The organism is Streptomyces sp. CS113, from assembly GCF_002188365.1.
GTDB classification, from domain to species: Bacteria; Actinomycetota; Actinomycetes; order Streptomycetales; family Streptomycetaceae; genus Streptomyces; species Streptomyces tendae.
In genome coordinates this window covers 6186030-6211778 of the sequence record NZ_KZ195574.1, presented here as the reverse complement: position 1 = coordinate 6211778, position 25749 = coordinate 6186030, and the positions used below count along the sequence as shown (strand labels likewise).

24 protein-coding genes and 2 pseudogenes are annotated in these 25749 nt (G+C 71.3%); 11 read left to right on the top strand and 15 right to left on the bottom strand.

Annotation, left to right across the window (positions count from 1 at the left end):
• Positions 1–80: 80 nt before the first annotated feature.
• From B9W62_RS27845 to B9W62_RS27835, 3 genes are all read right to left on the bottom strand, one after another.
• Positions 81–992 carry a sugar ABC transporter permease gene (locus B9W62_RS27845; RefSeq protein WP_087809722.1) on the bottom strand — a complete coding sequence of 304 codons (912 nt, stop codon included), beginning with the start codon at positions 990–992 and terminating at the stop codon, positions 81–83.
• A gap of 13 nt (positions 993–1005) precedes the next feature.
• Positions 1006–2010, bottom strand: a complete 1005-nt coding sequence (locus B9W62_RS27840; RefSeq protein WP_003976584.1) for a carbohydrate ABC transporter permease — start codon at positions 2008–2010, stop codon at positions 1006–1008.
• 114 nt (positions 2011–2124) lie between these two features.
• A complete protein-coding gene (locus B9W62_RS27835) occupies positions 2125–3396 on the bottom strand; it encodes an extracellular solute-binding protein (RefSeq protein WP_087809721.1) in 1272 nt (423 codons plus the stop codon).
• A gap of 390 nt (positions 3397–3786) precedes the next feature.
• Between B9W62_RS27835 and B9W62_RS27830 the strand changes: the two genes are divergently transcribed.
• Together B9W62_RS27830 and B9W62_RS27825 are read left to right on the top strand one after the other, a co-directional pair.
• Complete coding sequence (locus B9W62_RS27830; RefSeq protein ID WP_087809720.1) at positions 3787–4821, top strand: LacI family DNA-binding transcriptional regulator; 1035 nt, start codon at positions 3787–3789, stop codon at positions 4819–4821.
• A gap of 93 nt (positions 4822–4914) precedes the next feature.
• Complete coding sequence (locus tag B9W62_RS27825; protein WP_087809719.1) at positions 4915–5781, top strand: phosphatase PAP2 family protein; 867 nt, start codon at positions 4915–4917, stop codon at positions 5779–5781.
• A gap of 136 nt (positions 5782–5917) precedes the next feature.
• Here B9W62_RS27825 and B9W62_RS27815 read toward each other — a convergent pair whose 3' ends face one another.
• Positions 5918–8920, bottom strand: a complete 3003-nt coding sequence (locus tag B9W62_RS27815; RefSeq protein ID WP_087809718.1) for a bifunctional [glutamine synthetase] adenylyltransferase/[glutamine synthetase]-adenylyl-L-tyrosine phosphorylase — start codon at positions 8918–8920, stop codon at positions 5918–5920.
• A 188-nt stretch (positions 8921–9108) separates the two neighbouring features.
• On the opposite strand from B9W62_RS27815, the gene B9W62_RS27805 reads away from it, so the two are divergent.
• Genes B9W62_RS27805 through B9W62_RS27795 form a run of 3 tightly spaced genes read left to right on the top strand, consistent with a single transcriptional unit; the run spans position 9109 to position 10127 of the window.
• A complete protein-coding gene (locus B9W62_RS27805) occupies positions 9109–9372 on the top strand; it encodes a type II toxin-antitoxin system Phd/YefM family antitoxin (protein ID WP_052839935.1) in 264 nt (87 codons plus the stop codon).
• Positions 9369–9623 carry a Txe/YoeB family addiction module toxin gene (locus tag B9W62_RS27800; protein WP_087809717.1) on the top strand — a complete coding sequence of 85 codons (255 nt, stop codon included), beginning with the start codon at positions 9369–9371 and terminating at the stop codon, positions 9621–9623. The genes B9W62_RS27805 and B9W62_RS27800 overlap by 4 nt, the downstream gene beginning before the upstream one ends.
• A gap of 57 nt (positions 9624–9680) precedes the next feature.
• Positions 9681–10127: a VOC family protein gene (locus B9W62_RS27795; RefSeq protein ID WP_087809716.1), complete on the top strand. Its 447-nt coding sequence runs from the start codon at positions 9681–9683 to the stop codon at positions 10125–10127.
• Positions 10128–10154: 27 nt separating this feature from the next.
• Here the strand turns inward: B9W62_RS27795 and B9W62_RS27790 are convergent, their stop codons facing one another.
• The 3 genes from B9W62_RS27790 to B9W62_RS27780 all read right to left on the bottom strand — a co-directional run bounded on the left by B9W62_RS27790 (position 10155) and on the right by B9W62_RS27780 (position 13284).
• Entirely contained in the window at positions 10155–11924 is a 1770-nt protein-coding gene (locus B9W62_RS27790) for an NAD+ synthase (RefSeq protein WP_087809715.1), read from the bottom strand.
• 68 nt (positions 11925–11992) lie between these two features.
• Positions 11993–12619: a DUF305 domain-containing protein gene (locus B9W62_RS27785; protein ID WP_087809714.1), complete on the bottom strand. Its 627-nt coding sequence runs from the start codon at positions 12617–12619 to the stop codon at positions 11993–11995.
• On the bottom strand, positions 12616–13284 hold the full coding sequence (locus B9W62_RS27780) for a DUF3105 domain-containing protein (RefSeq protein ID WP_087809713.1): 669 nt from the start codon (positions 13282–13284) through the stop codon (positions 12616–12618). Before B9W62_RS27780 ends, B9W62_RS27785 begins: the two co-directional genes overlap by 4 nt.
• Before the next feature lie 292 nt (positions 13285–13576).
• Between B9W62_RS27780 and glnA the strand changes: the two genes are divergently transcribed.
• On the top strand, positions 13577–14938 hold the full coding sequence (glnA, locus tag B9W62_RS27775; protein WP_087812139.1) for a type I glutamate--ammonia ligase: 1362 nt from the start codon (positions 13577–13579) through the stop codon (positions 14936–14938).
• A 33-nt stretch (positions 14939–14971) separates the two neighbouring features.
• On the opposite strand, the gene B9W62_RS27770 is transcribed toward glnA, so the two are convergent.
• Positions 14972–15418 (bottom strand): anthrone oxygenase family protein, encoded by a 447-nt coding sequence (locus B9W62_RS27770; RefSeq protein WP_087809712.1) that lies wholly within the window; start codon positions 15416–15418, stop codon positions 14972–14974.
• 90 nt (positions 15419–15508) lie between these two features.
• Between B9W62_RS27770 and B9W62_RS27765 the strand changes: the two genes are divergently transcribed.
• Positions 15509–16087, top strand: a complete 579-nt coding sequence (locus tag B9W62_RS27765; RefSeq protein WP_087809711.1) for a TetR/AcrR family transcriptional regulator — start codon at positions 15509–15511, stop codon at positions 16085–16087.
• 24 nt (positions 16088–16111) lie between these two features.
• On the opposite strand, the gene B9W62_RS27760 is transcribed toward B9W62_RS27765, so the two are convergent.
• The 3 genes and pseudogenes from B9W62_RS27760 to B9W62_RS27750 form a co-directional block, all read right to left on the bottom strand.
• Positions 16112–18190, bottom strand: a complete 2079-nt coding sequence (locus B9W62_RS27760; protein WP_179235706.1) for a WD40 repeat domain-containing serine/threonine protein kinase — start codon at positions 18188–18190, stop codon at positions 16112–16114.
• Entirely contained in the window at positions 18187–18396 is a 210-nt protein-coding gene (locus tag B9W62_RS27755; protein WP_087809710.1) for a DUF397 domain-containing protein, read from the bottom strand. The genes B9W62_RS27760 and B9W62_RS27755 overlap by 4 nt, the downstream gene beginning before the upstream one ends.
• Positions 18393–19243, bottom strand: a pseudogene (locus B9W62_RS27750) (helix-turn-helix domain-containing protein). Before B9W62_RS27750 ends, B9W62_RS27755 begins: the two are co-directional and overlap by 4 nt.
• 509 nt (positions 19244–19752) lie before the next feature.
• On the opposite strand from B9W62_RS27750, the gene B9W62_RS27740 reads away from it, so the two are divergent.
• The 4 genes from B9W62_RS27740 to B9W62_RS27725 all read left to right on the top strand — a co-directional run bounded on the left by B9W62_RS27740 (position 19753) and on the right by B9W62_RS27725 (position 22585).
• Positions 19753–20250 (top strand): FBP domain-containing protein, encoded by a 498-nt coding sequence (locus B9W62_RS27740; protein WP_087809709.1) that lies wholly within the window; start codon positions 19753–19755, stop codon positions 20248–20250.
• Between the two features lie 400 nt (positions 20251–20650).
• Complete coding sequence (locus B9W62_RS27735; protein ID WP_087809708.1) at positions 20651–20875, top strand: hypothetical protein; 225 nt, start codon at positions 20651–20653, stop codon at positions 20873–20875.
• A 161-nt stretch (positions 20876–21036) separates the two neighbouring features.
• Positions 21037–21864 carry an MBL fold metallo-hydrolase gene (locus B9W62_RS27730; RefSeq protein ID WP_087809707.1) on the top strand — a complete coding sequence of 276 codons (828 nt, stop codon included), beginning with the start codon at positions 21037–21039 and terminating at the stop codon, positions 21862–21864.
• 103 nt (positions 21865–21967) lie between these two features.
• The gene (locus B9W62_RS27725; RefSeq protein ID WP_256976616.1) at positions 21968–22585 is read left to right on the top strand and encodes a hypothetical protein; all 618 of its coding nucleotides are present in this window, start codon (positions 21968–21970) and stop codon (positions 22583–22585) included.
• Here the strand turns inward: B9W62_RS27725 and B9W62_RS27720 are convergent.
• The 4 genes and pseudogenes from B9W62_RS27720 to B9W62_RS27705 all read right to left on the bottom strand — a co-directional run bounded on the left by B9W62_RS27720 (position 22569) and on the right by B9W62_RS27705 (position 25464).
• The gene (locus B9W62_RS27720; RefSeq protein WP_087809705.1) at positions 22569–22790 is read right to left on the bottom strand and encodes a DUF397 domain-containing protein; all 222 of its coding nucleotides are present in this window, start codon (positions 22788–22790) and stop codon (positions 22569–22571) included. The genes B9W62_RS27725 and B9W62_RS27720 overlap by 17 nt on opposite strands.
• Positions 22787–23035, bottom strand: a pseudogene (locus tag B9W62_RS27715) (Scr1 family TA system antitoxin-like transcriptional regulator); the annotation flags it as partial. The gene B9W62_RS27720 and the pseudogene B9W62_RS27715, both read right to left, overlap by 4 nt.
• 13 nt (positions 23036–23048) lie before the next feature.
• Positions 23049–24290 (bottom strand): MFS transporter, encoded by a 1242-nt coding sequence (locus B9W62_RS27710; RefSeq protein WP_087809704.1) that lies wholly within the window; start codon positions 24288–24290, stop codon positions 23049–23051.
• A gap of 121 nt (positions 24291–24411) precedes the next feature.
• Positions 24412–25464 carry an endonuclease/exonuclease/phosphatase family protein gene (locus tag B9W62_RS27705; protein WP_087809703.1) on the bottom strand — a complete coding sequence of 351 codons (1053 nt, stop codon included), beginning with the start codon at positions 25462–25464 and terminating at the stop codon, positions 24412–24414.
• Between the last annotated feature and the right edge of the window lie 285 nt (positions 25465–25749).

Genomic DNA, 25749 nt, shown 5'->3' with positions numbered 1-25749 from the left:
GTGGCGGAAGAGGCGGCCGGCCGCGGTGCAGCGGGGTCGGATGGGCACCGCGGCCGGACGTTTTCCGGGTCGGGCGGCGATCAGCCCTTCGTGCCGCCCGCGGTGAGGCCGGTCACCAGGTTCTTCTGCACGAGGTAGAAGAACGCGGAGACGGGTATCGCGACGAGCACGGCGGTGGCCGCCATCAGGTTGCGCTGGGCGTCGTGCTCGCTGACGAAGCTCTGGAGTCCGACGGCGAAGGTGTACTTCGTGTCGCTCAGCATGAACGTCGAGGCGAAGGCGACCTCGCCGAACGCGGTGATGAAGCTGTAGAAGCCGGCGACCGCGAGGCCCGGCCGGGCCAGCGGCAGGATCAGCCGGAAGAAGGTGCCGAACGGCGTCAGCCCGTCCACCCGCCCGGCCTCGTCGATCTCGAACGGGATGGTGTCGAAGTAGCCCTTGAGCAGCCAGGCGCAGTACGGCACCGCGGTCGAGCAGTAGACGAGGATCAGGCCGAAGTAGTTGTCGATGAGCTGGAGCTTCGACAGGATCTGGTACATCGGCACGATCAGGACCGCGATGGGGAACATCTGGGTGACCAGCAGGACCCACATGAGCTTCTTGTAGCCCGGGAAGCGCATCCGCGAGACCGCGTAGCCGGTCGTCGCGGCGACCATGACGCCGATGACCGTGGTGCCCAGCGAGACGATCAGCGAGCTCTTCAGCCAGTCGAAGAAGTTGGTGTCCTGGAGCACGAACGCGTAGTTGTCGAAGGTCATCTTCGACCAGATGCGTCCGGGGTGCAGGTAGTCGTTCTTGTCCGGGCCGAGGGACAGGTAGACCAGCCAGGCGACCGGGAAGAGCGCGACGAGGCTCGCGAGGGTCAGCACGCCGTGGGAGGCGAGGGACGCGGCGCGGCTGCGTTCGCCGCGGCCGCGGACCTTGCGCGGCGGCGCGGCGGGTGCGGCGATCTGCTCGGCGGGGGCCTTGGTGGGCGCGGTGCTTGTACTCATGGCGGCTCCTGCCTCAGTTCGCGAGCTGCTGCTCATTGCGGTTCAGCCAGCGGCGGTAGAAGGAGGTGAAGACGATCAGGATGGCCAGCAGCAGGATGCCGTAGGCCGCGGACTGCGCGAAGTCGCGCGGCTGCTGTCCGAAGCCGAGCTGGTACGCCCAGGTGACGAGGATCTGCGCGTCGGGGGCGGTGTTGCCGAACAGCAGGAAGATCACGGCGAACTGGTTGAAGGTCCAGATGATGCCGAGCAGGACGACGGTGGAGCTGACCGAGCGCAGACCGGGCAGGGTGACGTAGCGGAAGCGCTGCCAGGCGTTGGCGCCGTCCATCTCGGAGGCCTCGTAGAGGCTGTTGTCGATGGACTGGAGGCCGCCGAGGAGCGAGACCATCATGAACGGCACGCCGCACCAGGTGTTGACCATGATCGCGGAGAACCGCTGCCAGAAGGTGTCCTCCAGCCACGCGGGCGTCGGCAGGTGCAGCCAGTCCAGGGCGGAGTTGATGATGCCCTGGTCGGCGAGCATGAAGCGCCAGCCGAAGACGGTGACGAAGGTGGGCACGGCCCAGGGCAGGACCAGGATCAGCCGGTAGAAGGTGCGGCCGCGCAGCTTCTGGTTGAGCAGCAGGGCGAGCCCGAGGCCGATGAAGAAGTGCAGGCCGACGCAGACCGCCGTCCACACGATGGTCCAGATGAAGTGCGACCAGAAGCGGTCGTAGGCCGTCGGGCCCCACAGGATGTCGGCGTAGTTGTCCAGGCCGACGAACTTGTAGGTGGCCTCGATCTCGTTGACGCCGATGGTGCGCGCGCTGTTGAGGCTGTTGGCGTCGGTGAGGGTGAGGTAGAGGCCGTAGCCCAGCGGGTACAGCACGAGGACGCCGATCACGACGGCCACCGGCGCGATCATGGCGTAGGCGTACCAGTGCTTCTGGTAGCCGTCTTTCAGACGCCGGCCGAGGCCGGGCCGCGGGGTGCGGTCACCGCGGCGCTTGCCGGTCGCGCGGTCGATGGCGACTGTCATGGTTCGACACCTTCGGGAGCGATCAACGGGAGGATCGGAAGTTCAGGGGTGCGGCGCACGGCCGGTGACCGCCGGGCCCCTCCCCCAGTGCGGGGGCCCGGCGGTCGGCTGGACCTACTTGCTGAAGTCCGGCACCAGCTTGGCGATCGCGGTCTCGGCGTCGCCGAGGCCCTCGTCCAGGGACTTCTTGCCGCCGGCGATCTGGGGCAGCTCGTCGTCCAGCGGCGTCCACAGGGAGCTGTACTCGGGCAGCGCCGGGCGCGGCTGGGCGGCGGGCAGGACCGTCTGGTAGCCGGCGATGCCCGGGTCGGCCTTGACCTTGGCGGTGTAGGCGTCGTCGCGGGTCGGCAGCGTGGAGTTCTTCAGCGCGACGGTCTCCTGGGACTTCGCCGAGGTCATGAAGTTCACGAACTTCAGCGCCGCCTCCTGGTGGGCCTTGTCCGAACCGGCGTAGACGGACAGGTTGTGGCCGCCGGTCGGGGCGCCCGCCTTGCCGGTGGAGCCGGCCGGGACGGTGGCGATGCCGAGGTTGTTCTTGTCCTTGAACGCCGAGCCCTTGTAGAAGTTGGTGATCTCCCACGGGCCCTGGATGATCGAGGCGACCTTGCCGCTGACGAACGCCTCCTGGATGTGGGCGTAGGCATCGGCGGTGGTGTCGGCCTTGTGCAGGCCCTTGCCGTCGAAGAGGCTCAGCCAGGTGCCGTAGCCCTTCTTCGCCGCGGCGGAGTTGACGGTGACCTTCTTGGCGTCGGCGTCGACCGTGTCGGTGCCCTCGCCGTACAGGAACGGCTGCGCGTAGTAGCCGGCCGTGGAGGCCCAGTAGCCGTCGGCGCCGGTCTTGTCCTTGATGGTGGCGGCGGCCTTCTTCAGGTCGTCCCAGGTCTTGGGGGCCTCGACGCCGGCCTTCTTGAACAGTTCCTTGTTGTAGACGAAGGCCAGGGTGTCGGTGACCAGCGGGACGCCGTAGGTCTTGCCCTCGTACTTGGCCTGCTCGATCAGGTTGGGCTGGAACTTGTCCTGCTCGGCGAGGGCCTCGGTGCCGTCCAGGGGCAGGAAGAAGCCCTTCTTGGCGAAGGCGGGCGTCCAGCCGACCTCGGAGCGCAGCACGTCGGGCGCGCCCTTGGACCCCGCGGCGGTGTCGAACTTGTTCTGCGCCTGGTCGAAGGGGACGTTGACGAAGTTGACCTTGACGCCCTTGTTGGCGGCCTCGAACTCCTTGACCAGGGCCTTGTAGGTCGGCGCCTCGTTGGTCGCGTTGGAGGTGTCCCAGTAAGTGATGGTGACCGGTCCGCCCGACTCGCTGTCGCCGCCGTCGTCTCCGCCGCACGCCGTCGCCGCCAGGGCGAGGGACGCCACCAGCGCGGTGGCCGCTATGCCACGCCGCATGAGTTCTCCTTGAGGGTGAAAGCCCGTGTGGTGCAGGGTGCGGGCCCGTCCGCCGCTCCTGCCGTCACCGACCGCGTCATCGCCGCCGTCGGGCGACGTGAACGTAACAGCGTTGAAAGCTTGGCGAAAGGTCTTGCAGCAAAAATGTGCAAGAGATCTCCGAAGTTATCCGGGCGTGACCTCTCGGCGACCGTCATGAGACGCTTGTTTACGGGGTCCGAGCGGTATCGGGCCGGTTGTGCAAGACTCTGCAAGCTCTTGCCGCCACTTTCTCGAGGGAGCGCGATGACGCAGCAGCCCGCGCCGGGCCGTCCGACGGGCCGTCCAACCGGCCGCCCACGGCGCCCGATCGGTGTGCAAGGCGGCGGCCGACAGGTACAGTCCACCCCTGTGACCACACGGCTTGCCGACATCGCCGCCCAGGCGGGGGTGAGCGAAGCGACCGTCAGCCGCGTCCTCAACGGGAAGCCGGGCGTCGCCGCCACCACCCGCCAGTCCGTGCTCGCCGCCCTCGACGTGCTGGGCTACGAGCGCCCCGTGCGGCTGCGGCAGCGCAGCGAGGGCCTGGTCGGCCTGATCACCCCGGAGCTGGAGAACCCGATATTCCCGGCGCTGGCGCAGGTCATCGGCCAGGCGCTGACCCGCCAGGGCTACACACCGGTCCTCGCCACCCAGACACCGGGCGGCTCCACGGAGGACGAGCTGACCGAGATGCTGGTCGACCGCGGGGTCGCCGGCATCATCTACGTCTCGGGGCTGCACGCCGACACCACCGCCGACATGCAGCGCTACGAGCGGCTGCGGGCGCAGGGCGTGCCGTTCGTCCTCGTCGACGGCTTCTCCTCGCGAGTGCAGGCGCCGTTCATCTCCCCCGACGACCGGGCCGCGATGAGCCTCGCGGTCACCCACCTCGTCTCGCTCGGCCACACCCGGATCGGACTGGCCCTCGGGCCGAAGCGGTTCGTGCCGGTGCAGCGCAAGATCGAGGGTTTCGTGCGCACCGTCCAGGAACAGTTGGGCCTGAGCGCCGAGACGGTGGAGAAGGAACTGGTCCAGCACTCGCTGTACACCCTGGAGGGCGGCCAGGCGGCGGCCGCCGCGCTCATCGGGCGGGACTGCACGGCGGTGGTCTGCGCCAGCGACATGATGGCGCTGGGCGCGATACGCGCGGCCCGTCAGCAGGGCCTGGACGTGCCCAAGGACGTCTCGGTGGTCGGCTTCGACGACTCGCCGCTGATCGCCTTCACCGACCCGCCGCTGACCACGGTCCGCAAACCGGTGCCCGCGATGGGGCAGGCGGCGGTGCGCACGCTCCTGGAGGAGATCGGCGGGACGCCCGCGCCGCACAGCGAGTTCGTGTTCATGCCGGAGCTGGTGGTGCGCGGATCGACGGCGTCGGCGCCGGGCGAGCGCGGCCGTCCCTGACCCGGTGGGGGCGGCGGCTCCGGGTCGGATGCGGGTCGGGTCCACCTGGGGGATGATCGGTGGAAGAGGGCTTTTCTGGCAGACTTCATGCCTATGGGTGACGCGACCGTGAGGACTCGGGAACGCCTGGAGGACGGCGTTCCGCGCCCCGTCGCAGAGTCGACGGGGAGGGGGGTCGTGCGTCGGCTGCGGGCCCCGCGCCGTCCCCGCCTCTGGTTCGAGATCCTGCTGATCGCGCTCAGCTACTGGACGTACTCCCTGGTCCGCAACGCGGTGCCGGAACAGCGGACGGCCGCACTGCGCAACGCCGACTGGATCTGGCGGGTCGAGCAGCAACTGGGCATCGCCGTCGAGGAGTCCGTCAACCACGCCGTGAACTCGGTGACTTGGCTGGTCGTCGGCATGAACTACTACTACGCCACGCTGCACTTCGTGGTCACGCTGGGTGTCCTGGTGTGGCTCTTCCGCAGCCATCCCGGCCGCTACGCGGCGACCCGGCTGGTGCTCTTCGCCACCACCGGCGTCGCCCTGGCCGGTTACTACCTGTACCCGCTCGCCCCGCCCCGGCTGATGAACGGCGGGCACTTCATCGACACGGTGATGGTCCACCAGACGTGGGGGTCGATGGCGTCCGGGGACCTGAAGAACATGTCCAACCAGTACGCCGCGATGCCGTCGATGCACATCGGGTGGTCGGTGTGGTGCGGTCTGACGATCTTCGCGCTGGCGTCGGTGCCGTGGGTGCGGGTGCTGGGGCTGGTGTATCCGGCGCTCACGCTGGTGGTGATCGTGGCGACGGCGAACCACTTCTGGCTGGACGCGGTGGGGGGCGTGGCGTGTCTGGCGTTCGGGTACGGGGTCGCTGCCGCTTGGTACGGGAAGCTGCCGTATGCGTTGCCTCGTCTGGTGCCGGTCGCTGCGGCTCGGCGGCGGAAGGTGTGGTTGCCGGGGCGGGCTTGAGGGATGCCCGGCGCGAGCGTGGCCGGGGGGTGGGTGCGCTGCCCGGCGGGGCGGGGTGCCGCTGCGCCCACCCGTGCCGCCCCAGCGGCACGATTGCCCGCAGCTACGGGGGGCACGACTGCCCGCAGCGGCGGGGCTATGCGTAGAACAGGTCCTCCACCACCGTCCTCGCCCTTCTGGCCGTGCGGCGGTATTCGTCGAGCATGTCCCCCGCGTGGCCCGAGCCGTGGCCGAGGTAGCGGCCGACGGCCGCCAGCTCGCGCGGGTCGGTGGGGAAGGTGTCCCCCGCCCGCCCCCGCACCAGCATCACCGCGTTGCGCACCCGCGTCGCCAGCACCCACGCCTCGTCGAGCGTGGCGGTGTGCTCCTCCGAGACCAGCCCCGCGTCGCGGGCGGCGGCCAGCGCCGTGCGCGTCCGGGTGGTGCGCAGCCCGGCGATCCCGTGCCCGTGGCGCAGCTGGAGCAGCTGCACCGTCCACTCCACGTCGGAGAGACCGCCCGGCCCCAGTTTGGCGTGCAGCTTGGGGTCGGCCCCGCGCGGCAGCCGCTCGGACTCCATGCGGGCCTTGAGCCGCCGGATCTCCCGTACGGCGTCCTCCCCGAGCCCGCCCTCGGGGTAGCGCAGGGGGTCGATCAGCTCGATGAAGCGCCGCCCCAGCTCCTCGTCCCCGGCGACGAACTCGGCCCGCAGCAGGGCGTGCGACTCCCAGCCCAGCGACCAGCGCCGGTAGTAGGCCTCGTACGACTTCAGGGTCCGCACCAGCGGACCCGACCTGCCCTCGGGCCGCAGGTCGGCGTCGATCAGCAGCGGCGGGTCGGCGCTGGGCACCTGGAGCAGGCGGCGCATCTCGGAGACGACCTTGTTGGCGGCGTCGCCCGCCTCCCGCTCGTCCACCCCGTCGCGGGGCTCGTGCACGAACAGCACGTCCGCGTCCGAGCCGTAGCCCAGCTCGTGTCCGCCGAAGCGGCCCATGCCGATGACCGCGAACCGGGTCGGCAGGACGTCGCCCCACTTGTCCCGCACGACCGCCCGCAGCGTCCCCGCCAGCGTCGCCGCCGTCAGGTCGGACACGGCGCCGCCGACCAGGTCCACCAGGGCGCCCTGGTCGGCCTCGACGGGCTGGGCCTCGGTGCCGTAGGAGCCGACGATGTCCGCGGCGGCCGTGCGGAACAGCTCCCGGCGCCGTACACCGCGCACCGCGGTGACGGCCTGGACGGCGTCGTCGGCGCGGCGGACCGCGGCGAGGGTCTCCTGCTCCAGCTGGGCCCGGCCGCGCGGCCGCAGTCCCCCGGCGACGCCGTCGCCGAGCAGCGCGACCGCCTCCGGGGCCCGCATCAGCAGGTCGGGGGCGAGCCGCCCGGCGGAGAGCACCCGGGCGAGGTTCTCGGCGGCGGCGCCCTCGTCGCGCAGCAGCCTGAGGTACCAGGGCGTGGTGCCGAGCGCGTCGGAGACCTTGCGGAAGTTGAGCAGTCCGGTGTCCGGGTCGGCGGAGTCGGCGAACCAGCCGAGCAGCACCGGCAGCAGGGTGCGCTGGATGGCCGCCTTGCGGGTGACGCCGGACGCGAGCGCCTCCAGGTGCCGCAGGGCGGCGGCCGGGTCGGCGTAGCCGAGGGCGACCAGGCGTTCCCGGGCCGCCTCGGGGCTGAGCCGGGCCTCGCCGGGCGCGAGCTGTGCGACGGCGTCGAGCAGCGGCCGGTAGAACAGCTTCTCGTGCAGCCGGCGTACGACGGCGGCGTGCCGCTTCCAGGCGCGCAGCAGCCCGGTCACCGGGTCGGTGCGCAGGCCGAGCGAGCGGCCGAGGCGGCGCAGGTCGGCCTCGTCCTCGGGCACCAGGTGGGTGCGGCGCAGCCGGTGCAGCTGGATGCGGTGCTCCATGGAGCGCAGGAACCGGTACGCCTCGTCGAGCTGGGCGGCGTCGGCGCGGCCGACGTAGCCGCCCGCGGCGAGGGCCGCCAGCGCGTCCAGCGTGGTGCCGCTGTGCAGGGAGGTGTCCGCCCGCCCGTGCACCAGCTGGAGGAGCTGCACGGCGAACTCGACGTCCCTCAGGCCGCCCGGCCCGAGCTTGAGCTGCCGGTCGACCTCGGCGACGGGGATGTTCTCCACCACCCGGCGGCGCATCTTCTGCACGTCCGGGACGAAGTTGTCGCGGTCGGCGGCCTGCCACACCAGGGGCTGGAGGGCGGCGACGTACTCGGCACCCAGGCCGGGGTCGCCGGCCACCGGGCGGGCCTTGAGCAGCGCCTGGAACTCCCAGGTCTTGGCCCAGCGCTGGTAGTAGGCGACGTGGCTGCTGAGGGTGCGCACCAGCGGGCCGTTGCGGCCCTCGGGGCGCAGGTTGGCGTCGACGGGCCAGATGGAGCCCTCGACGGTGGTCTCGGAGCAGATCCGCATCATGTGCGCGGCGAGCGAGGTCGCGGCCCGCATCGCCTTGGCCTCGTCGGCGTCGGGCCCCGCGTCCGCCGCCTCGCCCACGAAGATGACGTCGACGTCGGAGACGTAGTTCAGCTCGTGTCCGCCGCACTTGCCCATCGCGATCACCGCCAGCCGGCACCGCGCGGCGTCCTCGGGCGCGGCGGCCTCGGCGAGGGCCAGGGCCGCGCGCAGGGTGGCGGTGGCGAGGTCGGCCAGCTCGGCGGCGGTCTCGGCGACGTCGATGGTGCCGCACACGTCGCGGGCGGCGATGGACAGCAGGCAGCGCCGGTAGGCGACGCGCAGGGTGACCGGGTCGGTGGCCTCGGCGAGCCCCCGCTCGAATTCCTCGACCCCGCGGTGCAGGTCGCGCGGCTCGTAGGTGACGAGGGCCTGCCAGTCCCCCGCGTGCCGGGCGAGGTGGTCGGCGAGCGCCTCGGAGGCGCCTAGCACCCCGAGGAGGCGGTCGCGCAGCGGCTTGGCCGCTATCAGGGTGTCCAGCAGCTCCTGGCGGGCGGTGGGGTCGGGCTGCGCCTCCAGGAGCCGGACCAGGCCGTGCAGGGCGAGGTCCGGGTCGGCGGTGGCGCCCAGCGCCTCCAGGAGCACGGGGTCGGCCCGCAGCTCGGCCAGCTCGGCACCCTCCAGCAGCCGTTCGGCGGCCGACGGATCCGTGAAGCCGTGCCGCAGCAGCCGCGTGAAGGTACTGCTCCTGCGCCCCGGCGCCGTCATCTCGGCCTCCTGTCGGACTGCGGGGCACGTGGGCCCGGTCGGATCAAGGTCGTACGGGCTGAGCGTAACCGGGGAACGGCGGACGGGCGCCGGGGCGTACCCCGCCCGCTCCTGCGGACTCGCTCTTCCGGTGGCCCGCCACGGACTCGTACGATATCTTGTACCAGCCGAGGAAGGGAGGCACTGGTATGTCCATCACCGCCAGCGAAGCCCGTCAGAATCTGTTCCCGCTGATAGAGCAGGTCAACGAGGATCACGCCCCGGTGCACATCACCTCCCGCAAGGGGAACGCCGTGCTGATGTCCGAGGAGGACTTCACGGCGTGGACGGAGACGGTCCACCTCCTGCGCTCGCCCAGGAACGCCCGCCGGCTGCTCGACTCCATCGCCGAGGCCGAGGCGGGCGACGCACGGCAGCGCGAGCTGATCGACCCGGACGCGGAGCGGGCGTGAGGATCACTTTCACGTCCCACGGCTGGGAGGACTACGTCCACTGGGCCGAGAGCGACCGGAAGGTGACCAAGCGGATCAACAGACTGATCACCGACATCGCCCGTGACCCGTTCAAGGGCATCGGCAAGCCGGAGCCGCTCAAGGGCGACCTGTCCGGCTACTGGTCACGGCGCATCGACGACACGCACCGTCTTGTGTACAAGCCCACCGATGACCTGCTGGTCATCGTCCAGGCGCGCTACCACTACTGACACCCGCCAGTACGGACACGACACCCTGCGACCGGCGAAAGCCGAAGGAGTCACGCCATGGACTTCACGCTCGAAGTCATCCCGCTCCCCGTCACCGACATCGACCGCGCCCGGGACTTCTACCGCGACAAGGTCGGCTTCCACGTCGACATCGACCAGGAGGTCATGCCGGGCATGCGGATCGTCCAGCTGACGCCCCCGGGCTCCGGCTGCTCGGTCGCCCTCGGCGACGCCATCTGGGACATGGCCCAGGGCCAGACCCGGCCGGAACCGGGCTCGTACCAGGGCCTCCAGCTCTGCGTCGCCGACATCAAGGCGGCGCACGCGGAGCTGACCGCGCGCGGCCTGGAGGTCTCGGAGCCGGTGCAGTACGCCCCGGACGACGGCGCCACCTTCATGTACTTCAAGGACCCGGACGGCAACGGCTGGGCGGTCCAGGAGTACCGGCGCCGGGTGGCGGAGCCGCTGCACAAGGTGCTGGCCGACCTCAAGCGCGAGGGCTGACCGGCCCCGCCGGCCGCGCCGGCCGCCTCAGCCGCGCTCCCGCCAGCGGTTGGTGACCGGCAGGCGGCGGTCCTTGCCGAAGCCCTTGGCCGAGATCTTGGTGCCCGGCGGGTACTGCCGCCGCTTGTACTCCGCGGTGTCCACCATGCGCAGCGTCCGGGTCACCAGCTCCCGGTCGTACCCGGCGGCCACGATCTCGTCCGCGCCGCGGTCCCCGTCCACGTACTGGGCGAGGATCGCGTCCAGCACCGGGTAGTCCGGCAGCGAGTCGGTGTCGACCTGACCGGGGCGCAGCTCCGCGCTCGGCGGCTTGGTGATCGAGTTCTCCGGGATCGGCGGGGTCTGCCCCCGGGCGGCCGCCGCGCGGTTGCGCCATTCGGCGAGCCGGAAGACCGAGGTCTTGTACACGTCCTTGATGGGCCCGTAGCCGCCCACCGAGTCGCCGTACAGCGTCGAGTAGCCGACCGCCAGCTCCGACTTGTTGCCGGGGGCCAGGACCAGGTGGCCCTCCTGGTTGGAGAGCGCCATCAGCAGCGTCCCGCGCAGCCGGGACTGGAGGTTCTCCTCCGCCAGGCCGGTCAGCTCCAGCGCACCCGTGTACGCGTCGAACATCGGCTCGATGGACACGGTGCGGTAGTGCAGGCCGGTGCGGCGGGCCAGCTCGGCCGCGTCGTCCCTGGAGTGCCCCGAGGAGTACTTGGAGGGCATGGAGACGCCGTACACGTGCTCCGCGCCGAGCGCGTCGCAGGCGATCGACGCGACCAGCGCGGAGTCGATGCCGCCGGACAGTCCGATCAGCACGGAGCGGAAGCCGTTCTTCGTGACGTACGCGCGCAGGCCGGTGACGAGCGCCGAGTAGACCTCCTCGTCGTCGTCCAGCGGCTCGGCATGCCCGCCCGACAGCCAGGGCTCACCGGCGGGCAGCGGCTGCTCCCGCCCGGCCTCCCCGGGGAGCATCACCCGGTCGACGCGCAGTGCGTCGTCCACGACGCCCGTGGGCGGCTCCGTGTCGGCGGCGGGCAGGTCGAGGTCGAGGACCATGCAGCCCTCGGTGAACTGCGGCGCCCGGGCCAGCACCGTCCCGTCCCGGTCGACGACGATCGAGTCGCCGTCGAAGACCAGCTCGTCCTGCCCGCCGGTCATCGCGAGGTAGGCGGTGGTGCACCCGGCCTCCTGCGCGCGCTTGCGCACCAGCTCCAGCCGGGTGTCGTCCTTGTCGCGCTCGTACGGGGAGGCGTTGACGGAGAGCAGCAGCCCGGCCCGTGCCGAGCGGGCGGCCGGCACCCGGCCGCCGTCCTGCCACAGGTCCTCGCAGATGGCCAGTGCCACGTCCACGCCGCGCACCCGCACCACGGGCAGGGTGTCGCCGGGCACGAAGTAGCGGAACTCGTCGAAGACGCCGTAGTTCGGCAGGTGGTGCTTGGCGAAGCTCAGCGCCACCTCGCCGCCGTGCAGCACGGCCGCCGCGTTCTGCGGGGCGCCGGCCGGCTGGCCGTACCTGGGCTGCGCGGTCGCCGAGCGGTCGAGGTACCCGACGACCACGGGGACGGCGCCGAGGCCCTCGTCCGCCAGCCGCGCCGCGAGGGAGCGCAGGGCGGCGCGGGAGGCCTCGACGAAGGAGGACCTGAGAGCCAGGTCCTCCACCGGGTATCCGGTCAGCGTCATCTCCGGGAACGCCACCAGGTGCGCTCCCTGTCCGGCCGCGTGCCGGGTCCAGCGCAGGACCGACTCGGCGTTGCCGTCGATGTCGCCGACGGTGGAGTCGATCTGGTTCAGGGCGAGTCGTAGGCGGGGCACGCGTCCACTGTAATCGTCAGAACGACGCGATGGGGCGACGGATGTGTTACCGCATCATGTCCGCAACCTCACGGCCGCGGCTTCGCGCCCCGCTCGGCCAGCAGGTCGGCCATCAGCCGGATCTCCGACTCCTGGGACTCCACCATCCCCTGGGCCAGCCGCTTCTCCACGCCGACCGTGCACCTGTCGACGCACCCCTGCGCCATGTGGACGCCGCCCTTGTGGTGCTCGGTCATCAGCTGGAGGTAGTAGACCTCGGCCCGCTTCCCGTTCAGCGTCCCGAGCTTGTCCATCTCGGCGTCGGTGGCCATCCCCGGCATCAGCGACCCCTCCCCGGCCGAGGGCGCGTCACCCATGCCCATCCAGGTCATCGGCGGGTCGGACGACACCTTGGGCAGCGCCCACAGGTCGAGCCAGCCGGTCATCATGCCGCGCTGGTTGGCCTGGGTCTGCGCGATGTCGTACGCGAGCCGCCGCACCTCCTCGTCGTCGGTGCGGTCGCGCACGATGTACGACATCTCCACGGCCTGCTGGTGGTGGACCGACATGTCCCGGGCGAAGCCGGCGTCCGCGGAGTCGGCGGCCGGGACCCGGCTGCCGCCGTCGTCCCCGGCGACCGCGTAGGTGATCCCGCCGGCCGCGACGAGGACCGCGGTCGCGGCCCCCGCGATCCAGCCGGCCCGTTTCGGGGTCACTGGGACAGCCCGTTGGTGCACGCGGCCCCCGGCTCGGGGGTCTGCCGGCCCTGCACGAACTTCTCGAAGAACTTGTCCACGTTCGGGTCGTCGGCGCCGGTCACCGTGCGCTGGTGCCCCCACGCGGACAGCATGATCGGGTCCTTCTGCTTGTCGTCGGGGCTCATCAGCGAGTACGGCGTCTTCTTGACCTTGGCGGCCAGCTTGTCCACGTCGGCCTTGGGAGCGTCGTCGGTGTACGTCACCCAGACGGCGCCGTGCTCCAGCGAGTGCACGGCGTTCTCGTTGTTCAGCGGCTTGGTGTAGACGTCGCCGTTGCAGTTCATCCAGACCTGGTTGTGGTCGCCGCCGACGGGGGGTTCGACGGGGTAGGTCACCTTCTTGGTGACGTGGTTGCGTCCCAGGTCGCCCTTCCAGGTCCGTACGCCGTCCGCGCCGGTCTCGAACTTCCCGGAGGTCTTGCCGTCGGACGCCGTGTCGCCGGAGGAGTCGTCGGACTGCGACCGGACGAGGAAGACGCCGCCGACGACGAGACCGGCGACGACCACGGTGCTGAGCGTGATCGTGAGGATCCGGTTCCGGCGGTTGCGGGCCTCCTCGGCACGCCGCATCTCGGCTATGCGGGCCTGTCGCGCCGTGTTGCTGCTCTTCTTGGCGGAACCCATGGGGTGTTGCCCTTCTGGGAAGGAATGCTGGGGAACGGACGACCGTGAGGTCCGCTGATCGTAATGGCGCGGGGCCCGTCCTTCGTAGGGCGGGCACAGGATCTGTCCCGGCCGGATCCCCGGAATGGCCCGATCGAACAGGTGGCCTCTACGCTGCGGTCACGGGGTGGGCCCGCCGACGGAGGTCCGCAACGCACACGTAACGGCGCTGTGGTGTGATGCTCAGGTGCCCGACCGCCTCCCGCCGTACCGGAGACAGGCGGCCTGACCAGCAAGGATGGGGAAGCGGAAGATGGACAAGCAGCAGGAGTTCGTGATCCGGACGCTGGAGGAGCGCGACATCCGGTTCGTACGCCTGTGGTTCACGGACGTGCTGGGCTTCCTCAAGTCCGTCGCCGTGGCCCCGGCCGAGCTGGAGCAGGCCTTCGACGAGGGCATCGGTTTCGACGGCTCCGCGATCGAGGGCTTCGCCCGGGTCTACGAGTCCGACATGATCGCCAAGCCGGACCCGTCGACGTTCCAGGTCCTGCCGTGGCGCGCGGAGGCCCCCGGCACGGCCCGCATGTTCTGCGACATCCTCATGCCGGACGGCTCGCCGTCCTTCGCGGACCCGCGCTACGTCCTCAAGCGCGCCCTGGCCCGCACCTCCGACCTGGGCTTCACCTTCTACACCCACCCCGAGATCGAGTTCTTCCTGCTGAAGGACAAGCCGGTCGACGGCTCGGTCCCGACCCCCGCCGACAACTCCGGCTACTTCGACCACACCCCGCAGAACATCGGCATGGACTTCCGCCGCCAGGCGATCACCATGCTGGAGTCGATGGGCATCTCGGTGGAGTTCTCCCACCACGAGGGCGCCCCCGGCCAGCAGGAGATCGACCTGCGGTACGCGGACGCGCTCTCCACGGCCGACAACGTCATGACGTTCCGCCTGGTCATGAAGCAGGTCGCGCTGGAGCAGGGCCTCCAGGCCACCTTCATGCCGAAGCCGTTCTCGGAGTTCCCGGGCTCGGGCATGCACACCCATCTCTCCCTCTTCGAGGGCGACCGCAACGCGTTCTACGAGTCCGGCGCGGAGTACCAGCTCTCCAAGGTGGGCCGCTCCTTCATCGCGGGCCTGCTGCGCCACGCCGCCGAGATCTCCGCGGTCACCAACCAGTGGGTGAACTCCTACAAGCGCATCTGGGGCGGCACCGAGCGCACGGCGGGTGCCGGCGGCGAGGCCCCCTCCTACATCTGCTGGGGCCACAACAACCGCTCGGCCCTGGTCCGGGTCCCGATGTACAAGCCCGGCAAGACCGGCTCGGCGCGCGTCGAGGTCCGCTCCATCGACTCCGGCGCCAACCCGTACCTGACCTACGCGGTCCTCCTCGCCGCCGGCCTCAAGGGCATCGAGGAGGGCTACGAGCTGCCGCCGGGCGCCGAGGACGACGTCTGGGCCCTCTCCGACGCGGAGCGCCGCGCCCTGGGCATCGAGCCCCTCCCCCAGAACCTGGGCGAGGCCCTCGCCCTGATGGAGCGCAGCGACCTGGTCGCCGAGACGCTGGGGGAACACGTCTTCGACTTCTTCCTCCGGAACAAGCGGCAGGAGTGGGAGGAGTACCGGTCCCAGGTCACCGCCTTCGAGCTGCGGAAGTCGCTGCCGGTACTGTAGGGCGGCTCTGCCGACCCGGCGGACCCCGAGGGCTCAGGTGAGGGCGGTGGCCAGCAGGGCGAAGGCCGCGAAGATGACGGCCAGGCGGACGTAGTGCCAGCGCAACCAGCGCTGCGTCTGCTCCTTCCAGTCCTCGGGCCGGTTCTCGGGGGTCCACGTCTTGTTCCGGTTGTTGATCGGGACGAGCAGCAGGAGCGACATGACCACGCTGAGGAGCAGCAGTGCGCCGGCGGTGACGACGAGGCCGGTGCCGTGGTGGTGCCGTCCGGCGGCGGCCCATATGGCGACGAGGACGAGCGAGCCGATGTACCAGACCGGCATCACGGCACCGAGCATCCGGCCCCCGTGCGCGTGGCCGAGTTGACGGCTGTCCTCCGGGAGGGCGTTGAGGATCGGGTTCATGACGAAGGCGACGGCGAACTCCACCCCCACCATCACGCCGACGACGACCGTGGTGACGACCTCGAGTGCGTTGAGCATGACGACCCCTTCGGAATCTAGTGCTGCTAGCCGATGAGGCAACGCTAGTACTATCAACGCTTCGTTGTCTAGCAATGCTAGGATCGAGTCATGTCGGTACAGGAACGCAAGCAGCGGGAACGGGCGGAGCGCGAGCGCCTCATCGTGGCGACGGCCCGTGAACTCGCCGAGCAGCAGGGCTGGGACGCGGTCACCACCCGCCGGCTCGCCGAGCGCATCGAGTACAGCCAGCCCGTCCTCTACAGCCACTTCCGCGGCAAACGCGAGATCATCGGCGCCGTCGCCCTCCAGGGCGCCACCGAGATGGCCGTGGCGATGCGGGCCGCGACCGCCGACGCCGACGGCCCGCGCGCCCGGGTGCACGCACTCGCCCGTGCCTACCTCGCCTTCGCCGAACGCAACCCGGCGGTCTACGACGCCATCTTCCAACTCGACGGCGGCCTGGCGTACGCGCGGGAGGACACCCCCGAACCCCTCAAGGACGCCTTCGCCGCGCTGATGGAGAGCCTCGGGGAGGTCGCGGGGGACGGCGTCGCACCGGGGCTGTTCACCGAGGTGTTCTGGGCGTCCCTGCACGGGGTGGCGACCCTGACCCGGTCGGGACGGCTGCCGCCGGAGGAAACCGGGCGGAGGGTGCAGCTCCTGGTGGACCGGCTCCCGGTGGTCTGATCCGGGGGCAGGGGCGGGGTCCGCTCAGTGAGCGGTCTCGGCCGGGACCTTCCACAGCCGTACGCCGCTGTCCTTGGCGGCGTCGGCATCGGCGGTGGTGCCTGGGGCGGCGGTCTCCTCGGGGGCGCCGCCGCCGGTGGTGGTGCCCGCGAGGAACCGGCCGTCCGGGCTGAAGGCCAGCTCGTCGATGTCGGCGCCGAAGCCGGTCTCGTCGTCGGCCAGGATGGCGCTGGGCTTGCGGTCGGCCAGGTTCCACAGGAGCACCCGGCCTTCGGCGGTGACGGCGAGCGTCCTGCCGTCCGGGCTGAACGCCAGGTCCCGGGCCTCGGTGACGAACTTGTGGGTGAGGGTGGCCTTCGGGCGGCCGGTGGCCGCGTCCCACAGCCGTACGCCGCCGCCCTGGCCGCCGGTGGCGAGGGTCTTGCCGTCGGGACTGAAGGCGACCGCGTAGGTGATGTCCTCCAGGGCGAGGTTGTGGCGCGGGTCGCCCTGGCCGTAGGGCCGCGGGTCGAGCCGGGTCAGGTCCCACAGCTTGGCCGGCTCGTTCTCCACCTGGTAACGCTGGTCGGAGAAGTCGCCGACGGAGGCGAGCGTCCTGCCGTCGGGGCTGAACGCCATGTCCGTCGCGTGCAGGTTCTGCGACAGGTGGGCGCGCGGGTCCTCACCTCGGCTGCCGAGGTCCCACAGGTTGGCGCCCGCGCTGTCGCCCAGGGCGATCCACTTGCCGTCGGGGCTGAGGGCGAGGGAATAGGCCGATTCCTCGATGCGGCGGACCTCCCGGCGCCGGGCCACGTCCCAGACGCCGACCAGGTGGGTGCCGGTCCTCGTGGCCAGGGTCTTCCCGTCGGCACTGAACGTCACGCCGACCACACGGCTCGGGTCTCCGGACCAGTTCTTCTCGACGAGCGTGGCACGCACCTTGCGGGTGGCGGCGTTCCACAGCCGCACCTTCCCGTCCTCGCCGCCGGTCGCGAGCGTCTCGCCGTCCGGGCTGAACGCGACGCCGCTGGTCCCCTTGGCGAAGATGTCGGTCGCCGCGACCACCGGGTACGGCTGCTTGCTCTTCGGGGGTTTCTCGGACGAGGGCAGCAGCGTCACGACCAGGACGACGACCAGGGCGAGGGCACCGACGACGCCGAGCAGGGCGGCGTACGGCGGTGTGGACGGGGTCTCGGGGCCGGCGTCCGGGGCGGGGGCGCGCGCCGGGGCGGTGGCGGTGGGCGCGTCCGGGCCGGTCGCCGGGGGCGTGGAGACGACGGTGGGCGTGCGGCCGTCGTCGAAGTCCCCGTTGGCGGCCCGGCCGCAGAGCCGGACGATCTCGGCGGGCGTCGGCCGCCGGGCCGGGTCCTTCTCCAGGCAGAGCGCCACGACGCCGCGCACGGACGCGGGACAGCCGTCGAGGTCGGGGGCTGATTCCAGGATCCGGTACGCCACGCCGTGGTCGCTGCGGCCGCCGAACGCGAGCCGTCCGGTGGCGGCGAAGTGGGCGACGAGGCCGAGCGCGAAGACGTCACCGGCCTCGGTGACCTCCTGCCCCCGGATGTACTCGGGTGCCATGTAGGCGGGCGTCCCGGCGCGCATGCCCGTGGCGGTCAGGGCCGTGACGTCCGCGGCGCGGGCGATGCCGAAGTCGATGACCTTGGGTCCGTCGGCGGTGAGGACGATGTTGGAGGGCTTCAGGTCGCGGTGGATCACCACGGCGGCGTGGATCGTCTCCAGCGCCTCGGCGACCCCGGCCGTCAGCGCGAGCACCTCGGCGGCGGGCAGCGGCCCCCGTTCGCCGACGGCCTGCTGGAGGGAGGGCCCGGGGGCGTAGGCCGTGGCCAGCCAGGGCTCGTCGGCCTCCAGGTCCGCCGCGACGACGGGCACGGTGTAGAGCCCCTGGACGCGCCGGGCCGCCGCGACCTCCAGCGCGAACCGCCTGCGGAACTCCGGGTCGGCGGCGTACGCCCGGTGGACGACCTTGACGGCCACGGCGCTCCCGGCGGGCGTACGTCCGAGGTAGACCCGGCCCATCCCGCCCTCGCCCAGCAGCCGCTCCAGCCGGTAGGGACCGATCTCGGCCGGTATGCCACTGGCGGGGCGGGACATGCGGTCCGTCATTCCGCGAGCGTCCCGGCCACGAACATCGTCCAGGTCAACGAGTCGACGGCGAGGCGGGGGCCGTCCGGACGCTTGGAATCGCGGATGTGGACGGTGGCCGGCGTTCCCGCCACCTCGACGCAGTCGCTGGGCTCGCTGGTGTCGCTGTAGCTGCTCTTGAACCATGCCAGGTCGGCGGGGTGTACGGGTGTGTCCTTACCGGTCATGTCTCCCCCAGCAGTTGTTGGATGAAGGCCACCGACTCCCTGACGGGCAGCGCCTCGGCCCGGATACTGCCATACCGCAGTTCGAGGATGCGCAGCTGCCGGGGATCCGTGACCGGCCGAGCGCCGAACAGGTCGTCGACCCGGCCGACCGCGGTGCCGTCGTCGAACTTGAGCACCTGCATCCGCCCGCCTCCCGGATGGTCGCCGCGGGACGTCGGCATCACCTGGATCTCCACATGCCGCAACTGCTCCACTTCCAGCAGGTGTTCGAGCTGGCGCCGCAGAACCATCATGCCTCCCACCGGGCGCCTGAGGGTCGCCTCCTCCTGGACAAAACTGAGTTCCGGAGCCGGGTCCCGTTCGAGCATCGCCTTGCGGCCCATCCGTGCGGCGACGGCGCTGTCCACCTCGTCATCGGTGAGGGCCGGTCGCCGTCTGCCCAGTAGTGCCCGTGCGTACTCCTCGGTCTGGAGAAGCCCGTGCAGGCTGTAGCTGCCGTACGAAAGCGACTCGACCGCTCGCGACTCCAGCTTCGCCAGGTCCCGCACCTGCTTGGGGTACCGGACCTTCTTCACGTCCTCCCAGGCCGCAGCGATGAGACCGTCCGCCCGCAGCACCTGGTCGGCCTTCTCCAGGTACTCCCGCCGGGGGATCCGCTTCCCGCCCTCCACCTTGTAGACGAGATCCTCCCCGTAGCCGACCGCCACCCCGAAGTCGCTCGCGCGCGGCCCACCGCCTCGCGGCGCAGCTTCAACTGCCTGCCCACGGTGGTGAGGACCGCCACGCCCCACTCGTCGTCCGGGTCGACCTGCCAACCCGCCTCGTCCGCCTCGCCGTTCACCGACATCCGCAACCCCCCGTCGTACGCGTCGTATCGCGATGGGCGCCACGCTAGAGGCGGAGGACATGCTCAGTGCCGGGATACGGCCACTGTGTCACTCGGACGTGCGGCGCAGTCCCCGTTGCGCCGGACAGCGTCAGCGGCTCCCCCGTGCGCGGGCGCTCGGAAATTCAGTCGCGCGGCGGTGTCGCGGGGATTAGCCTGTCCGGGATTTCGCGCGGCAGGTTCTCTGCCGCCCCGCTCGGCGCGCTCGGCGTCGACACGCATCGCGTGCCCTGCCTGGAAGGAGGCGAGAGACATGGACCGTGCCGAATGCGTTGCGGCCATAGTTGCCTCCGGCCGTGTGCCCTCCCTCCTCTGCGGCGCGCGGTAACTCTTCCCCCTTCTTGTATCTCGTCGTCGGCATCTCCCCAAGGTGTCGCCTCACGAGACGTCCTGGCCTGCGCGGTTCGCCGCCGCGCGGGCCGCGGGGGGTGTCGCGCCACCATCCACTGCGCCACCCCGAAGGACCCTTCATGAAACCCCTGACCGAGCACGACATCCGCACCTCGTTCGTCAACTGCTCCAAGGGCGCGGCCAAACGCCTCCCCCTGCCCAAGAACCTGGCGGACCTCGACCACTGGGACGACCTCGACTTCCTGGGCTGGTCCGATCTGTCCGCGCCCGATCGCGGCTATCTCGTCCTCGAGCGCGCCACCGGACTCGTCGGCCTGTCCCTGCGCTCCGCCTCCGGCAACCGCGGCTTCCTGCGCCGCAGCATGTGCTCGCTGTGCCTGACCACGCATCCCGGCAACGGCGTCTCCCTCACGACCGCGGCCAAGGCGGGCCGGGCCGGCCGTGAGGGCAACTCGGTGGGCCTCTACATCTGTGCCGACCTGGACTGCTCGTTGTACGTGCGGGGCCGCAAGAAGGCGGCACCGGGCGGACGGATCGAGGAGTCGCTCACCGTCGAGCAGCAGATCGAGCGGCTGCGCGGCAATCTCGACGCGTTCGTGGAGCGGATCCTCCACTGAGGCCGACGGGGGTGCTGATGTGTCACACCCCCGTGGGCCGGGGCCCGGCCTCGGATCGGTCCCGGAAAAGCCGTGAATCTCCACAGCGTTCATCACTCGGTCGCAGGGTCGGGGCACGGTCCCCGGCCACTGGGCGGACCGCGCGCGCCGGGGGCACAGGAGAGCCCTGTGCCCCCGGGGATGGCGTGAAGATCCAGACGCTTTCCCTGACCGCATTCACACACTGGTGAAGTCGGCGGCGCCGGGCGGCGGCGGGCAACGGCTCGCCGATGGTGGGCGGTTCGGCCCCGTGCTTTGATCGGTGCGCGGCGCGCCGGTGGCCCGTACCGGGACCCCCACTCCGGACATCGGGCGTGCGTACCGCACCGCTCTCCTTCCCCATGAAAGGAACAGACCTGCCATGAACACTGTCCCCCAGGTCGCCACGGCCGAGATCTCCGACGCGGACCTGGACCAGGTGTCCGGCGGCATCGGCCTCACCGCGAGCACGGCCCTCATCGCGGGCGACGGCGCCCTCGGCGCGGGCCTCCACGCGGAGTCCGGCCCGTTCGCCGTCACCACCGGCCTCGGCGCCTCGGCCCCCTTCGGCGGCGCGGCGGCCCAGGCCCACACGACGAGCGTCTGAGCCGTCCGCGGCTCCGCACCACACCACACCCGGGCCCCGGACCAGTGCGTCCGGGGCCCGGTTCGCGTGCCGGGCAACCGGGTTGTCCAAAGGGCTGCGTTGCCCGAGTGTCCGGAACTACCGTCTCGGCAAGAGTGTGCGGGCTGATGTGAGGAGACCTCATGCTGACGCCGGTCGCGGACGGTGTGCTGGTGCACCGGAGCGAGTTGCTGCGGAACAACACCGTTGTCGTACGGGGCGAGGCCGGTGTGCTGGTCGTCGATCCCGGGTTGACGAACGGTGAGATGGGCTGCCTGGCCGAGGATCTTCGCCGGCTGGGTCAGCCCGTCGTGGCGGGTTTCGCGACGCATCCGGATTGGGATCACGTGTTGTGGCACGCCGATCTCGGCGATGTGCCGCGTTACGGCACGGCCCGCTGTTCGGCGTACCTGCGAGAACTCATGTCGACGGCGGGGTGGAAGGCTCGTGTCGCCGAGGGGCTGCCGCCTGAGATCGCCGAAGAGACTCCCTTGGACCTGTTCGGTCTCCTCACGGGGCTGCCCGCCGGAGCGGCGCAGATCCCGTGGGACGGGCCCGCGGTGCGGGTGATCGAACATCCGGCGCACGCTCCGGGCCATGCGGCGCTGCTGGTCGAGGACCGTGGGGTGCTCGTCGCCGGCGACATGCTGTCCGATCTCTTCATTCCGATGCTCGACGACACGGAGCATCCGGTCGAGGACTATCTCACCGGGCTGCGGCTGCTGGAGAGCGTGGCGGACGACGTCGACGTACTCGTGCCGGGGCACGGATCCGTCGCCCTCGCCGATCAGGTCCGGGTGCGGATCGGCCAGGACCGGGAGTATCTGCACGCGTTGAGGGACGGCCGCGCTCCGGACGACCCGAGGCTCGGGTCTTCGGTCGAGCCCGGCTGGGAGTGGGTCGACGGCATCCACGAAGGACAGGCTGCCAGAATCGCGCGACGCGGCGAACGGGACGGCACAGAAGGCTAGTTGCCAGGGTCCATTCGGTGCGGCGGCCGGGGGAAGGGAACTCGTGGTGCGGGAGTGCTGGTTCTGCGGCGAGGCCGCCCCACCGTCGTGGCACGACCACGTCTTGGGGTTGCACAAGGACACGGACACCACCATGACCCCGTGGATCGTCGTCCTGCGCTCCACCTGGCGCATGGAGATCGTGTCCGTGCCCCGCTGTGCCCGCTGCCACACCGGACACCAGATCGAGCGGACAGCGGCGGTGCTCTCCCTGGCCGCGTTGATCGCCTACGCCGCCAGTGGCCAACTGGACCGGCTGCTCGGCACCCTGTCGTCCTCGACCGGGGAGCGGGTGGTCGCGGCGGTCTGGGCGGCCGTCGCCTGCCTGCCGGGGCTCGCCTGGATCGCGATCCGCCTGGGCCGACTGCCGTGGCAGCGCCTGGCACCCCGCCGCATGGGCTACGCCCGCCACCACCCGGAGTACTTGGAACTCCGGGCGGACGGCTGGAAGCCCAGGGCGGGACCTCTCCACTACTGGCGAAGCCCGCCCAACCCCCACCACCCGCCGCCCGCGAATCGCCCCCGGCGGCTGATCGGGGGCTCCTTCGAGCTGCTCGGAGCAGCCTGCGGACTCGCCATCCCCGTCGCCTATTTCACCGGTTACGAAGAACTGGCCGGAGTCCTCATCGCGGCAACGGCCGGGCTGCTCTTCGTGGCCTCGAAGGTCAGACCCGAGGACTGACCGCGCCCGGCCAGGCCACGAACGTCGTCCACGTCGCCGACTCGACGGCGAGGCGGGGGCCGTCGGGGCGCTTGGAGTCGCGGACGTGGATGGTGGCGGAGGCTATCGCGACCTCCACGCAGTCGTTGCCGTCTCCACTGCTGCTGTAGCTGCTCTTGAACCAGGCCAGGGCGGGTGCGTCCGGCGTTGCGGTGATGCGGCTCATGACTCTCCAAGCATCTGCTCGATGACGGCCCGCGACTCTCGGGGCGTGAGGGCCTGGGCCCGGATCATGCCATAGCGCAGCTCAAGGATCCGGAGCTGTTTCGGGTCGGACACCGGCCGTCCGGCGAACGCCCCTTCGGAGCGCCCCACCGCAGTGCCGTCCGCGAACTTCAGCACCTCGATCAACCCGCCGGTGCCGATGTGCTCCTCGGAGTCGATCGGCATGACCTGGATCGAGACGCTGCGTGACGGGAAACGGTCACTCCGTCACTCCGGCGTGGGATGCGGCCCGGTCGGTCTCCGGCACGTGCCCCGCGACCACGCGCTCGCGCCCGGGAGCCGGGGCGAGGACCGCGCGACGCCGGTCCACCGTCCACGCCGTGCCCGCGACCGCGAGGCCGAGGACCGCCAGGGCCGCGCCCGCCGTCGCCGGGGAGGTGACCCCGAATCCGGCGGTCAGGGCGAGGCCGCCGATCCAGGCGCCGCCCGCGTTGGCGAGGTTGAAGGCGGCCTGGTTGGCGGAGGAGGCCAGGGAGGGGGCCGCGGCGGCCTTCTCCATGACCATGAGCTGGAGCGGGGAGCCGGTGACGAAGGCGGCCATGCCGAGCAGGGCCACCGACGCGGCCGCCGTGACCGGCGTACGCATCAGCAGGGGGAAGAGGGCCAGGACCACGACGAGGGAGGCGAGGCCGCCGAAGAGGGTGCCGCGCAGGGAGTGGTCGGCCAGGCGGCCGCCCAGCAGGTTGCCCGCGGTGGCGCCGACGCCGAAGAGGGCGAGGAGCAGCGTCACGCTGGTCTCGGCGAACCCGGCGGCATCGGTCAGCATCGGCGTGATGTAGCTGTAGGCCGCGAAGAGCGCGCCGAAGCCGGCGACCGTCGTGCCGAGCGCCAGCCAGACGGGCAGGGAGCGCAGGGCGGCCAGTTCGCCGCGCAGGCCCGTGGTGGGGGCGGGGGCGCTGTCGCGCGGGATGAGGACGGCCAGCGCCGCTATCGCCGCCACGCCGATCGCGCTCACGCCGAGGAAGGTGGCCCGCCAGCCGAGCTGCTGGCCCATGGCGGTGGCCGCGGGAACGCCGACGATGTTGGCGACGGTGAGGCCGAGGAACATCAGGGAGACGGAGCGGGCCCGGCGTTCCGGCGCGACCATGCCGGTGGCGACGACCGCGCCGACGCCGAAGAAGGCGCCGTGCGGCAGGCCGCTGACGAAGCGGGCGGCCAGCAGGGAGATCTCGCCGGGTGCGACGGCCGACAGGGCGTTGCCCACCACGAACAGCGCCATCAGGGCGATCAGGACCGTGCGGCGGGACATCCGGGTCGTGGCCGCCGCGAGCAGCGGGGCGCCGATGACGACGCCGAGCGCGTAGGCGGAGACGAGGTGGCCGGCGGTGGGGATGGAGATGCCCAGGTCGTCCGCGACGTCGGGCAGCAGGCCCATCATCACGAACTCGGTGGTGCCGATGCCGAAGGCGCCCACGGCAAGGGCGAGCAGGGCCAGGGGCATGAGGGGGTCTCGCCTTTCGAGAGCGGGGTTGCGTACGGGAGGCCGCGAGGGCCGGGCGGGGACGACTGTATGTTCCCGTACGGAACAAAGACTCTCAGGGCGGGTATTCCGCGGACGAATTCTAGGAAGCCGTTGTGTCGACCTTCACACGCGCGGCGATCGGCAGGTGGTCGCTGCCGGTCGCCGGGAGGGTCCAGCTGGTCATCGGTTCCACGCCGGTGACCAGGATCTGGTCGATGCGGGCCATCGGGAAGGACGCCGGCCAGCTGAAGCCGAAGCCGTCGCCCACGGCGCCCTGCGGGGAGCGCAGCTGGGAGGTGATCGCGGTGAGCGAGCGGTCGTTCATGGTGCCGTTGAGGTCGCCCAGGAGGATCTTGCGGGGCAGCTTCTCGTCGGAGATGGCCTCGCCGAGGGCGTCGGCGCTCTTGTCCCGCTGCCGCGCGGTGAATCCGGCCTCCAGCTTCACCCGTACGGAGGGCAGGTGGGCGACGTACACCGCGATCGGTCCCGACGGCGTGGCGACGGTGGCGCGCATGGCGCGCTTCCAGCCCAGCTCGATGTCGACCGGCTTCACCCCGCTGATCGGGTACTTGCTCCACAGCCCGACGGTGCCGACGACCGCGTGGTGCGGGTACTTGGCCGCCAGCGCCTTCTCGTACGTCGGTACGGCGGACGCCTTCAGCTCCTCCAGGGCCATCACGTCCGCACCGGCGGCGGCGACGGCGCGGGCGGTGCCCGCCGGGTCGGCGTTGTCGGCGTTGACGTTGTGCGTGGCCACGGTGAGGTCGCCGCCGGAGCCGGTCTTGTCGAAGAGCAGGCCGCCGAAGAGGTTGAGCCACACGCTCACCGGCACGATCAGCGCGATCAGGGCCGTCGCCGACTTGCGGACCAGGGCGATCACCAGCAGCACCGGGATCAGCAGGCCGAACCACGGCAGGAAGGTCTCGGTGAGGCTGCCGAGGTTGCCGATGGCGTTCGGGATGTGCGAGTGGGCCGCCATGACCGCCGACAGGAGCAGGGCGACCACGGCCGTGACCAGGCCCCGGCGCCAGATCCGCCGGTCGCCGCGCCAGCCGCTGACGGCCCGGTCGAACAGGCGCCGAATCCGGTTCTCCCGGCGCTCGGGGTCCGAGCCGCCGCCGTCCGTCTCCGTCATGTACGCCTGCTGCGCCATACCGTTGCCTCACTGCCTGCTGTGCACACCGTCGCCCCCTGTGACTCAGCACCATAGGGGATGATCGGTTCCGATCCCGCCGTCCCTGGACGGCCGTACGGCACGAGGACGCACGGGCCGTGCCGCGGAGTTCCGCAGTGTGCCGGGACGGGCTCCTCTGTGACAGAACGGGCACATTTGACCCCATGAGCCGCACTCCGACCCCGGACGGGGGACGTGACGGGGGTCCCCTAGCCGTCGGGGCGCCACAAGTGCCACCATGGAAGGGATCCGGGGACGCCGTCA